This window comes from Lacrimispora brassicae (genome assembly GCF_054772055.1).
The window spans coordinates 68,125-80,673 of record NZ_BRYH01000062.1 but is presented as its reverse complement, the minus strand read 5'-3'; the positions used below and the strand labels follow the sequence as shown (position 1 = coordinate 80,673).

10 protein-coding genes are annotated in these 12,549 nt (G+C 48.5%); 3 read left to right on the top strand and 7 right to left on the bottom strand.

All coding sequences use genetic code 11. From position 1 onward, the window contains the following. Positions 1-54: 54 nt before the first annotated feature. Positions 55-840 (top strand): histidinol-phosphatase HisJ family protein, encoded by a 786-nt coding sequence (locus ACYVD3_RS26405; protein ID WP_460645482.1) that lies wholly within the window; start codon positions 55-57, stop codon positions 838-840. Positions 841-891: 51 nt separating this feature from the next. On the opposite strand, the gene ACYVD3_RS26400 is transcribed toward ACYVD3_RS26405, so the two are convergent. After that, on the bottom strand, positions 892-3,009 hold the full coding sequence (locus ACYVD3_RS26400) for a glutamine synthetase III family protein (protein ID WP_460645481.1): 2,118 nt from the start codon (positions 3,007-3,009) through the stop codon (positions 892-894). A 177-nt stretch (positions 3,010-3,186) separates the two neighbouring features. After that, complete coding sequence (gene fba, locus ACYVD3_RS26395) at positions 3,187-4,050, bottom strand: class II fructose-1,6-bisphosphate aldolase (RefSeq protein WP_460645480.1); 864 nt, start codon at positions 4,048-4,050, stop codon at positions 3,187-3,189. 178 nt (positions 4,051-4,228) lie between these two features. On the opposite strand from fba, the gene ACYVD3_RS26390 reads away from it, so the two are divergent. Further along, positions 4,229-5,638 (top strand): MATE family efflux transporter, encoded by a 1,410-nt coding sequence (locus tag ACYVD3_RS26390; protein WP_460645479.1) that lies wholly within the window; start codon positions 4,229-4,231, stop codon positions 5,636-5,638. Here ACYVD3_RS26390 and thrC read toward each other — a convergent pair. After that, on the bottom strand, positions 5,635-7,119 hold the full coding sequence (thrC, locus tag ACYVD3_RS26385; RefSeq protein WP_460645478.1) for a threonine synthase: 1,485 nt from the start codon (positions 7,117-7,119) through the stop codon (positions 5,635-5,637). The genes ACYVD3_RS26390 and thrC overlap by 4 nt on opposite strands. Positions 7,120-7,491: 372 nt before the next feature. Between thrC and sfsA the strand changes: the two genes are divergently transcribed. Continuing rightward, positions 7,492-8,292, top strand: coding sequence for a DNA/RNA nuclease SfsA (sfsA, locus tag ACYVD3_RS26380; RefSeq protein WP_460645477.1), 801 nt, complete (start codon positions 7,492-7,494; stop codon positions 8,290-8,292). A 106-nt stretch (positions 8,293-8,398) separates the two neighbouring features. Here sfsA and ACYVD3_RS26375 read toward each other — a convergent pair whose 3' ends face one another. The 4 genes from ACYVD3_RS26375 to ACYVD3_RS26360 all read right to left on the bottom strand — a co-directional run bounded on the left by ACYVD3_RS26375 (position 8,399) and on the right by ACYVD3_RS26360 (position 12,543). Continuing rightward, positions 8,399-9,310 carry a TPM domain-containing protein gene (locus ACYVD3_RS26375; RefSeq protein ID WP_460645476.1) on the bottom strand — a complete coding sequence of 304 codons (912 nt, stop codon included), beginning with the start codon at positions 9,308-9,310 and terminating at the stop codon, positions 8,399-8,401. After that, positions 9,307-10,377, bottom strand: a complete 1,071-nt coding sequence (locus ACYVD3_RS26370; protein ID WP_460645588.1) for a TFIIB-type zinc ribbon-containing protein — start codon at positions 10,375-10,377, stop codon at positions 9,307-9,309. The genes ACYVD3_RS26375 and ACYVD3_RS26370 overlap by 4 nt, the downstream gene beginning before the upstream one ends. Continuing rightward, positions 10,374-11,588, bottom strand: coding sequence for an SPFH domain-containing protein (locus ACYVD3_RS26365; RefSeq protein ID WP_460645475.1), 1,215 nt, complete (start codon positions 11,586-11,588; stop codon positions 10,374-10,376). The genes ACYVD3_RS26370 and ACYVD3_RS26365 overlap by 4 nt, the downstream gene beginning before the upstream one ends. A 127-nt stretch (positions 11,589-11,715) precedes the next feature. Continuing rightward, positions 11,716-12,543, bottom strand: coding sequence for a deoxyribonuclease IV (locus ACYVD3_RS26360; RefSeq protein ID WP_460645474.1), 828 nt, complete (start codon positions 12,541-12,543; stop codon positions 11,716-11,718). Positions 12,544-12,549 lie beyond the last annotated feature (6 nt).

Genomic DNA, 12,549 nt, shown 5'->3' with positions numbered 1-12,549 from the left:
AGGCATACCCCCTTGATTTATTAGTATACAAAAATGAGAATGGAGGAAGGTCACATGCTGTCAGACTATCATGTGCACACTTATTACAGTGATGATTCAGAGTGTCCTATGGAAGAGATCATTCAAAGGGCAATTCTTCTGGGATTAGATGAAATTGCATTTACGGAACATGTGGATTATGGGGTAAAAACAGACTTAAATTGCAATTACAGCAATTATTTTAAAGAAGTTGAAGAAATGAAGGAAAAATACAGAGGGAAAATATCCATAAAAGCGGGGATCGAATTCGGTGTCCAGACCCATACCATCCCCTTTTTCCAAAAGGATTTTGAAACATATCCCTTTGAATTTATCATTTTAAGCAACCATCAGGTGAATGACAAGGGGTTCTGGAATTACCAGTTTCAGGAGGGAAAGAGCCAGGAGGAATTTCAAACAGCTTATTATGAGGCAATTTATGAAGTGGTGCAAAAGTATAAGAATTATTCCGTCCTGGGCCATTTGGATATGATCAAGCGGTATGACACCTATGGAGAATATCCGGACAGCATCATCATGGACATGGTGGACAAAATACTTTGCCAGGTGATTGCCGATGGAAAAGGGATCGAGGTCAACACCTCCTGTTTCAGATACGGCTTAAAGGACTTAACGCCATCCAGGCCGATCCTGAAACGTTACCTGCAATTAGGAGGCCGCATCCTTACCATTGGTTCTGACACTCATAAAATGGAGCATTTGGGCGCTTACATTCCGGAAGTAAAAGGAATGTTAAAAGACCTTGGATTCAAGCAGTTTTGTACCTTTGAGAACATGCAACCCATTTACTGGGATCTATAAAAAGGTGCTGCCCTGTAAACTGGCAGCACCTTTCTGTTTCATATCCAGTCATTACACTTCAAAGATCAGATCTCCATAGCTTGGCATTGGCCAAAATTCTTTGTCTACCATCATTTCCAACTGATCTGCAGGGGCCCGGAGAGCTGCCATGGCAGGCACTACCTCATCATGATAAGCGGTTGCCTGGTCCTTGTTATCTCCGATTGCCCCACACTTTTCGGCAGCGTCGGTCAAACTGGCCAGGGCGACCTTCATGTCGGAAAGGTGGGCACTCACCTCGATGAGAAGCTCCTTCTGAACGCTGGTATCCGCTTCCGGACAAGCTGCGTTTACCTTTCCAAGGGAATCGGCCAGCAGGGAAGCATATTTCACGGCAGCCGGGATGATCTGTTTTCCGGCCATGTCGATCATGGTCTTTGCCTCAATGTTGATGGCCTTGCTGTAAGCCTCATATTCGATCTCAACCCTGGATTCCAGTTCGGCTCTTGTGAATACCTTGAATTCCTCGAACATCTTCACCGACCCATCCGTTGTAAGGGCTGGAATGGCTTCCACCATTGACTTAAGGTTTGGAAGACCTCTTCTTTCCGCCTCTTCCACCCAGGCCTCGGCATAGCCGTTGCCGTTGAAAATGATCCTTCTATGGGAGGAAAGCTGCTCTTTGATCATGTCATGGACGGCAGTATCAAAGTTATCCGCCTTTTCAAGGACATCCGCCGCTTCCTTAAACGCTTCCGCCGTAATGGTGTTTAAAACCACGTTGGGGGAAGAGATGGAATCAGAGGAACCTACCATGCGGAACTCAAACTTATTGCCGGTAAATGCGAAGGGAGAGGTTCTGTTTCTATCCGTTGCATCCTTGAATAAATCAGGCAGTGTCCTTACTCCTGTCTTTAAGGTACCGCCTGCCTTGGAGTGGGTGGCCTCTCCTGTGCTGCAAAGCTGATCCACTACATCCTCTAACTGTTCCCCGATGAATACGGAGATGATGGCCGGCGGCGCTTCGTTTGCACCAAGCCTGTGGTCGTTTCCTACATCAGCCGCAGATTCCCGGAGCAGATCCGCATGATTGTCAACCGCCTTTAAGATACAGGACAGCACCAACAGGAACTGAATGTTCTCATGAGGGGTCTCTCCTGGATTTAAGAGGTTGATCCCGTCGTCAGTGGTTAAGGACCAGTTGTTATGCTTACCGGAACCATTGACTCCTGCAAAGGGCTTTTCATGAAGCAGGCAGTTTAATCCATGACGGCCTGCCACCTTCTTTAAGGTTTCCATTACCAATTGGTTATGATCAACTGCCACGTTTGCCTGTTCGAAAATGGGAGCCAGCTCATGCTGGGCGGGAGCGACTTCATTGTGCTGTGTCTTTGCCGGTACTCCCAGCTTCCAAAGCTCTTCATTTACTTCCTTCATATAAGCCGCGATCCTCTCACGGATAGAACCGAAGTAGTGGTCCTCCAGCTCCTGTCCCTTGGGAGGCATTGCTCCAAACAAGGTGCGTCCGGCATAGATTAAATCTTTTCTCTGCAAATACTTGTCATGGTCAACCAGGAAATATTCCTGCTCGGCTCCTACAGAAGGGGTAATCCTCTTGGAGGTGGTATTTCCGAATAATCTTAAGATTCTTAATGCCTGCTCATCAACAGCCTCCATGGATCTTAAGAGAGGTGTTTTTTTGTCAAGGGCTTCTCCCGTATAAGAGCAGAAAGCGGTAGGGATACAGAGGGTGACGCCGATGGCATCTTCCCTTAAGAATGCCGGAGAAGTGCAGTCCCAGGCGGTATATCCCCTTGCCTCAAAGGTTGCCCTTAAGCCGCCGGACGGGAAAGAAGAAGCATCCGGCTCACCCTTTACCAGCTCTTTACCGGAAAACTCCATGATCACCTTTCCTTCCGGTGTAGGCGCGGAAATAAAGGAATCATGCTTTTCAGCAGTAATGCCGGTAAGGGGCTGAAACCAGTGAGTATAGTGGGTCGCCCCTCTCTCAATGGCCCAATCCTTCATGGCATGTGATACCACGTCGGCAACCGATGGATCCAGCTCTGCGCCATCCTCAATGGTTTTCTTTAACTTTTTGAAAACAGATTTTGGTAAACGCTCTCTCATAACGGTTTCATTAAATACATTCCTACCGAACAGCTCGGCTACATTCATAACTTCGCTCATAAATTTTCCATCCTCCCATATTTCCATATGTCAACTGCCTGATTAGTCTCCTCACGATCTGAATATGCGCATAAATCAGAAAAGGCGCCCTCCCGGTATTAGGAGAACGCCATCGTTCTTAACTTAAATTAAACCATTTTCCTTAAAAAATCAAGTACTTTTTTGAAAAATATTTCCTTAAGCTTTTCCAACAGATCCAAATAACTCCATTTTCTCTTTTACAGTGGCTTTAATGGCGTCTGTTCCGGGAGCCAGAAGTTTACGGGGATCAAAGCCCTTTCCTTCTAAATCCTTGCCTGCCTCAATATACTTACGGGTAGCCTCTGCAAAGGTAAGCTGGCACTCTGTATTCACATTGATCTTTGCAACGCCAAGGCTGATGGCTTTCTTGATCTGGTCTTCCGGAATACCTGTTCCGCCGTGAAGTACCAGAGGCATGTCCCCTACTTTACCCTTTATGGCAGCCAGGGTATCAAAGCTTAAACCAGCCCAGTTTTCCGGATATTTTCCATGGATGTTGCCGATTCCTGCTGCCAGCATGGTCACGCCTAAGTCCGCAACCTGCTTGCACTCATCGGGATCTGCGCATTCGCCCATGCCCACAACTCCGTCTTCCTCGCCGCCGATGGAACCCACCTCTGCTTCAATGGAGAGTCCTTTTTCTGCACAGACTTTTACAAGTTCTGTGGTCTTTTCCACGTTCTCAGTAATGGGATAATGGGAGCCATCGAACATAACGGATGAAAATCCAGCTTCAATGCACTTATAGCAGCCGTCATAGGAACCATGGTCCAGATGGAGCGCTACTGGAACTGTAATATTTAATTCTTCGATCATGGCCTTCACCATAGCAACCACGGTCTTATAGCCTGTCATGTATTTGCCAGCGCCTTCTGAAACACCCAAAATGACCGGGGATTTCAGCTCTTCGGCTGTCTGTAAAACAGCTTTCGTCCACTCAAGGTTGTTGATGTTGAACTGTCCAACTGCATACTTTCCGTCTCTTGCCTTTTCAAGCATATCTTTTGCTGAAACTAACATATCACAAACCTCCATTATGATTTTTTCTCTTACATCTTTTTATTATATACCATCTTACCCTATTTGGAAAGAATAATTTTTCCATATTGTGATTTTTATAACGAAGTTACATTTTGCTTTCATCCCTGCTTTGCTTTATAATGGATACAGGTTACAAATACATGATAGGAGATTTGTTATGAAACGAACGATGAGAGAGGGCATGTTCCGCCGCCTGGGCTCTGAAACCACAGAAATGCAGGAACACCAGGAAAAGCCGGACCTGTTTTCCGGCAAGCAACTGCGCCAGTTGATTTTTCCTCTGGTGGTCGAACAGATACTGGCGGTTTTTATGGGGATGGCCGATACCATCATGGTGGCCTCCTGCGGAGAAGAAGCCGTATCAGGCATATCCATCGTGGACACCATAAGCGTCCTTTTGATCGGATTGTTCGGGGCAATGGCTGCCGGAGGGTCTGTGGTAACAGCACAGTACATGGGCAGAAAGGATGAAAAAAGCGTTGCCAGGGCTTCGGGCCAGTTATTCCTGGCCATAGGGGGGATTTCCATTTTCCTTATGGCAGTGACCCTTATCTTTAACCAGCAACTCTTAAGGCTCATATACGGAAATATCGGCCAGGAGGTTATGAGCAATGGGCGGACCTATTTTTACATATCCTCCCTCTCCTACCCGTTTCTGGCCTTTTATAACAGCAGTGCAGCCCTTTTCAGGACCTCAGGAAACTCCAAGGTCTCCATGCAGGTCTCCCTGGCCGCCAACCTCTGTAATATTGCAGGGAATGCCCTGCTGATCTACGGATTTAATATGGGAGTGGCAGGCGCCGGACTTTCCACCCTGTTTTCCAGGATCTTATCCGCAGTGGTCATGCTGATCCTTCTGAGGAAACAGAAAGATTTCCCCGTAGAGTTCCGTCTGCGGGTTGATAAGACCATTCTGCGCCAGATCTTATACATCGGCGTGCCAAACGGACTGGAAAACAGCATTTTCCAGCTTGGAAAGCTTTTGCTGTCCAGTCTGACTGCCAGCTTCGGCACCATGGCCATTGCGGCAAATGCGGTGGCAAGCACCATATGCGGCCTGGAAACCATACCGGCCAATGCCATAGGGATCGCCCTGGTGACGGTGGTGGGGCAGTGCATCGGAGCCGGAGAGCTGAAACAGGCCAGGAAATATATGGGAAAGCTTTTAAAAACGGCATATATCTGGCTGCTGGTATTAAACCTTACCATCATACCATTTTTAAAACCCATATCCAACCTGTTCCATTTATCCGGGGAAACCAGCGCCCTGGCGGTAAAGCTGATGCTTTACCACAGTATCTGCTGCATGATGATCCATCCCCTGTCCTTTTGCCTGACCAACGGCCTTCGTGCCGCCAATGACGTCCGTTTCACCATGACAGTTTCCATCTGCTCCATGTGGATCTGCCGGATCGTCCTGGCCTACATACTGAGCCTGTATTTCGGACTGGGCCTTATGGGGATCTGGATCGCCATGACCATTGACTGGCTGGTGCGCGCCATTTTCTTCACCACCCGCGTCTTAAGCGGTAAATGGTGCCAGTACGCCAACAGAAACATCCGTTAGCTTAAAAAGCTTTCCACTGCTTCCTTCAACTTATCCCCATCGCATTCTGTATTATGGCGTACAAGTGCGGTGCGGATTTCTTCTACTGCCTGGGGAACGGGAACCTTGGATACTTCTGCCAGATGATCGATGATCCGGAATTCATCCGGCTCTTCCTGCTTCCCTTCAATGGATACCAGAACGCTTCTTGAGAATTTATAAGGGCTTGCCGTGGATGCAATGATATTCTTTGTCTGATCCTTTGTCTCCTCCTTGTACCGGTCATACACACAGGCAGCTACACCGGTATGGGGATCGATCAGATATCCCGTATCCTCAAACACCTTCTTAATGGCTGCACCGGTTTCCTCCTCTCCTGCAAATCCTCCCTTAAAATCTTTCATAAAGCCCTTCATCAGGTCTGTTACCTTATAGGCGCCGTTTTCGCCCAGCTCCTTCATGAAAGCTGCATTCGCCTTAGCATCGCATCCGGCGCTTAAATAAATCAGGCGCTCTAAGTTGCTGGAAATCAAAATATCCATGGATGGAGAGCTGGTGAGAATAAAATCCCGGTTCCGGTCATAGGTCCCGGTCTGGAAGAAATCATAAAGGACCTTATTTTCATTGGAAGCGCAGATAAGGGTCTTAATGGGAACGCCCATCTGCTTTGCTAAGTAGGCTGCCAGAATGTTCCCAAAGTTTCCCGTAGGCACGGTCACATTGATTTCTTCTCCCTCTGTAATCTCCCCGCAGGCAAGGAGCTTTCCATAGGCATAGACATAGTATACCACCTGAGGAACCAGCCTTCCGATGTTGATGGAGTTGGCAGAGGAAAGCTGAAAGCCCTTTTCAGCCAGCTTGCGGGCAAATTCCTTATCTCCGAAAATCTTCTTGACCCCTGTCTGGGCATCGTCAAAGTTTCCATGGATGGCGGCCACATGGGTGTTTTCCCCCTTCTGTGTCACCATCTGAAGCTCCTGGACGCGGCTTACCCCATCCTTTGGGTAAAATACGATGATTTCCGTGCCTTCCACGTCGGCAAATCCGGCCATAGCTGCCTTTCCCGTGTCTCCGGAGGTGGCGGTGAGGATCACGATTTTATTTTTTACCTGATTCTTTTTTGCGGCAACGGTCATGAGATGAGGGAGAATGGAAAGCGCCATATCCTTAAACGCGATGGTGCTTCCATGGTATAATTCCAGATAATAAGAGCCGTCGGCCTTTGCTAAGGGAGCAATCTCTTCTGTATCGAATTTGCTGTCATAGGCCCGTTCAATGCAGGTCTTTAACTCCTCCTCTGAGTAATCCGTAAGGTACAGCTTCATGACCTCATAGGCTGTTTCCTGATATGTCATTGCTGACAGTTCCTTCATGGATTTGTCAAGCTTTGGGATAAAACACGGCATAAACAGGCCGCCGTCTTCCGCCAGCCCCTTTAAGATTGCCTGGGAAGCCGTCACACCGGTTTCGCCGCCCCTGGTACTTTGATAGGATATTTCCATGGTATGTTATTCCTTTCCTGCGCTTATATTATTGAAAGTCAAGAGCACTTTACAGCCCTTTTATCCTCATCTGCCTTGCAAATTCAGATAAGTTATATTATGTTACAGTTTAATGGATCAAAAACCTTGCCAGAATTGTAGCACACTTTCTTCCATGGCGCAAGAAAAAAGGCCAAAAAGTTTCCAACTAACGGACAAATGTATTCACTATAAAGACATGAGAATTTCATTTTCCCTCCTGATGAAACAAGCGGATATACTTGCATATCCAATTGCTTCACAAACTCAAGGTTGAAAGATGTTTTTTCTTTCAACCTTATTCTTTCTGTGGTAAGATAACACTCATGGATACAGAAAGGAGAGAAAGCTTCATTGAAATACAAACACATAGTGACAGGAACCTTTTTAAGCCGCCCCAACCGTTTTATTGCCCACGTCCTGATTCCAGGGGAGGGCCATGGGGAAGAGGAGGTTGTCTGTCACGTTAAAAATACAGGACGCTGCCGGGAGCTTCTCATCCCCGGCGTCAGGGTGCTGGTGCAGTTCCATCCGGAAGCTGGGGCTCTGGGACGAAAAACGGAATATTCCCTGATCGGCGTATGGAAAGAACGGGAAAAGAGTGACCCCCTCCTCATCAACATGGATTCCCAGGCCCCTAACCAGGTGGCTTATGAATGGCTGCAAACCATAAGTGAAAATTCTCCTCTGCCATTTCATCTTGCAGGGCAAAAATCTTCCTCTTTCAAGCCTGCCATAGAAAACCTCCGGCGGGAGGTAACCTATGACCAGTCACGGTTTGACCTGGCTTTTGAGGCGGTGTTTCCGGGAAACGGAGGGGAAGATCAGAAGGTGATCCCTGCATTCATGGAAGTGAAGGGGGTGACTCTGGAAGAAAACGGACTTGCCATGTTTCCCGATGCGCCTACTGTGCGGGGAGTAAAGCACATCCATGAGCTTATTAATGCCCGCAGGGAGGGATACGAGACTTACATCCTGTTTGTCATCCAGATGAAAGGGATGGACACATTTACGCCAAATAGAAAAACCCATCCGGAATTTGCGGAAGCGTTAAAAAAGGCAGAGGAAGCCGGAGTCCATATTTTGGCTTACGACTGTGAGGTTACGGAGGATTCCCTCTCCATAGACATGCCCATTCCGGTATATCTGCCATGACAGAGGAACGGGTGGGACAATCCACAGAATAAAAAACCTGCTGACAAAGGCCTTGGCTTTTGTCAGCAGGTTTTTATGCTTCTTTTCCTACGGGACAATTATTTTATTAAAACTTCCGTCCCCCGCCTCCCATGGTACGTCCTGAGGAGGTGTGGGTGGTGCTCCTGCCGCCGGAGGACATACCTCCGCCGCCATGGCCCCCGTTCCCCTGATTCCGGGGTATGATGGCAAAGGTCACGGTTTTGTTCACAAGATGGTCAGACTGATCCGAATACCGGAACTGGCAGTCTGCGCGATAGGCCATCAGGGAATTCCTGGCCCGGCCTCTTTCCTTTTTCATGGAATACCGGCTGGTCACTCCCCCGCAGGCGATCCCTGCTGCCATAAGCCCCACCAGAGCTGCCAGAGCTGCTTCGTACCAGCGTATGCTGCGGTAAACGCTTATTTTCCCAGTCTCTTTATCGTAATTGTACTGTCCGCCGGGAATCCCTGCCCTGTAGTATTTTATCACACCGTCCAGAAAGCTTTGGGCACAGGCTCCGTATTTCTGGCTGCTTATCTGGTCATAGGCGTCATCCAGAATGGAATTCCACCGCTTATCCGTTAAAAAGCGGTTCATGGTTCCCACGGGAAGGATATACAGCTCCCGGTTATCCATATCCATCAGGAACAGGACTCCGTTGTAATCCTTACCAACACCAAAGGATCCGCTGATGTAGAAATCCTCTGCATATTCTTCGGCAGTCTTACCGCCTGCCTGGTCTGTGGTGATGATCACCACATCCATGTTCATCTCTTTTCTCATAGTCTGGATCTGAGTCTCAAACGCTTCTGTTTCCCCTTGGGAAAAAAGTCCGGCTTCATCGTATACCCAATTCTTCTGGGAAACGTCTCCCACACCCTTACTTTCGGCAAAGGCTTTCATTCCCCCGGGAAGGAAGGTCAGAAGCAGAAGAAATGCGGCCAGGAAAACAGCCCCCAGGCATATCTGATGGAACAGTCTCTTCATTTTCATCATATCAGATACCCCACAATCAGCATGGCAAGAAATACAGGCAGAAATATTTCCACAAACAAAAGCATCAGTTTATTCCGGTCCACAGGAAGCTTGCCGCATACCTTCCCGGTCTGCCCGTTCACTGTAAAATAATACATCTGGTCCTTTGCCCCGTCATGGTATGTAAGAGCCCAGACCGGCAAAAGGGCATATTCCCACGCTTCTTCCTCCAGGCGGATGGATTGATTCTGTACCCTTACCGAATCATAGGAGGTGATGCTGTTTTTTAGAGACTCCTGGGCAAACTGGCGCACCTCAGACTTTACATCCCCGGCAAACTCCTGTTCTCCCATATCCCGCCGCTCTGCCACAAAGCCGGAAAGATACCCCATGGAAAAAGGCTTCATCTTCTCTGTCTCATAGGGCAGCACGCCTTCCACCAGCTCCCGGTTGGATTTCTTCAGCGCATTTCGGGGTACAAATTTTACAGGCATGGAGCCTTCCCTTCGCACCTCATAGGTCTGGGTTTCCGTATAGCGGCGGTCGCCGCTCACCCAGATCCGCAGGCGGTCCGCTCTTGCATCTAAGCTTCCTTCTGCCCGGCAGCTATAGAGCATATACGGAAAGTATACGCCGGAGATCTTCTGGATCTGTTCCTCGCTGTAGAAGGCCTTTGGGACAAACCGCTTTTTTTTCATCCATAGTTCAAAGATCTCCACTGCCCGTTTCTTTTCCATGGCAAAGGGGATCACATAATCAGGGTGAAATTCTCCGGAAAGCCTGCCAGATAAAATCACCGGGTTATGGCAATAGTAGCAGAAGGTTGCGGCAGTGGTCTCATCGGTTACGATCTCGGCCCCGCAACTGGGGCAGGTATAAAGCACAGGCTCTCCGCCCTTTTTTTCTGCCTTTGCCCCTTCCGGTTCCCTGTTTTTCTTTCCTGCTTCAGGTTTTTCCGGCTCCCCGCTTTCCATTTCTTTTTGGGCGAATTCTGATAAACAGTATTCACAGGCATACTTCTGCTTTTTTGGATCAAAAATAAGCGGCCCGCCGCAATTTGGACATTTATAACTTATGATCTCACTCATGGTCTTGGTTTTCCACACTCCGAACAAAATCTCCCATTGTTTACTGTTTTACATTCACAGGTCCATGTTTCTGCCGGTTTCGGGCTTCCGCATTCCGGACAGAATTTTCCCGTATTTACGCTTCCGCAGCCGCAGGCCCATGGGCTTTCGGAAGGGCTTTCGGCCTTACTCTCTCCGCCTGCTGCCATCCGCTCCCCGGGGTTGCCCTGCTGGGCACGGTTCATCTGCATCTGCTGCATGTTGGCGCTTGAAGCTGCTCCCATAAAACCCCCGGCCCCGTTCATTCCCATACCCATGCCCATAAATCCTGCCATGGAGCCGTTAGGGTTGCTTCCTGCCGCTTCTAAGCCTCTGGCTACTGATCCCTGCACATAGCCTTCCCGGACGCCTGGATCGCTTAACATGGCCCCCTGGTTGCGCAGATGGATCAGCTCCTTTGATTCCTCATCATAGGAAATGCTGGCAATGCCAACGGACTGGATCTCAATTCCTCTCTGATCCTTCCACTGGTCGTCAAGGACATTCGCCATATACTGCCCCAGCTCTCTTCCCTTGGAAGCCACATAGGAGATCCTGATCCCGTCTGCGGACATCTGGTTGATGGAGGACTGGAGTGCCTCTAAAAATTCAGATAAATACTGGGCGTTGATGTCATCCACTTCAACTCTGGAAGCATTTTTCGGTATGACCTCTCCATAGAACAGCAGAGGATCCGTCACCTTAATGGAATACGTTCCGTGAGCCCGTAAAAATAATTCTGCATTATAAAACTGGTCAAAATAGTTGATGGGATTGGGCGTTCCGAACTTGATCCCCTTGATCTCCTGGAGATTAATGAAATATACCCTCTGGGACGTAGGTGTCTGACCCCCAAAACGCACGCGGTCAAAGGATTCCTTTAAGGCCTCATCAAACTGGCCGTTAAAGAGGGAGGGAAGGGAAGAGTTTTTCACGGTAAAATAGCCTGGTTCTCCTGTGTAATCGATCACCTTTCCCCCGTCTACCAAAATCATGAACTGGTTGGGGTAAACATGAACGACGGACCCGTCGGATATGGTATAATCCGTGCTCTTTGTATTAGATCCCTTTCGGATCTTCACTCCGCTGGAAAATACGGTCTGGTCTCCCATATTGCCTGCTTCTATCACTTCAAGCCACTGGTCTGCCAGTGAACCTCCTACTGCTGTAGTAAGCGCTTTTACAATTCCCATGTTATTTCCTCCTTAACAATTTTATTTTCCATTATATCACGAACCTGCGGTTCCTGATCGGCATTCGCCGCTGGCGCCCATGAGCAAGCTCATCTTCGCTCATTATACTACACCATTCAAGGGTTGGCTATACTGTTCCTCTCATCATGGCAATTTCTTTGGCGTATCCGGAAAGGTCATTGGGCGTTTCCAGATAAAAGGGAAGGTCCTTTAAAGCCGGGTGAACTGTTACCCGCCTTAAAGCCTCAAATCCGATAAAGCCTTCCCCGATCTTTGCATGGCGGTCCTTGTGGGCGCCCAGGGGGTTTAAGCTGTCATTTAAATGGATGGCCTTCAGCTTATGAAGTCCGATGATCCGGTCAAACCGGTTTAAAACCCCGTCCAGATCGCCGGCGATATCATAGCCCGCATCCCATACGTGGCACGTATCCAGGCAGACTCCCATATGGTCCTTTTCCTTTACCCGGTCCAGGATCTCCTTAAGCTCCTCAAATTCCCGTCCCACCTCGCTGCCCTTTCCTGACATGGTTTCTAACAGCACGGTGGTACGATGCTCAGGAGTCAGGATCTGGTTGAGCATATCCGCAATAAAACGGATCCCTGTTTCGGTTCCCTGTCCCACATGGCTTCCCGGGTGAAAATTATAACAGTTTCCGGGAGTGTATTCCATCCGTTCCAAGTCATCCTTCATGGTATCTGCGGCAAGGGCGCGCAGGCCTTCATTGGGAGAGCAGGCATTTAAGGTGTAGGGAGCATGGGCCAGAATCCGCTCTATTCCATGTTCCCTGGCAAAATCCAGGTAACGGTTTACATCCTCAGGATTCATGGCCTTGGCCCTGGTTCCCCTGGGATTTCTGGTAAAAAACTGAAAGGTGCTGGCATTAATCTTTACAGCTTCCTTCCCCATGGCAAAATAGCCTTTTGAGGAAGACAGATGACATCCGATCGTAAGCATAAAAAC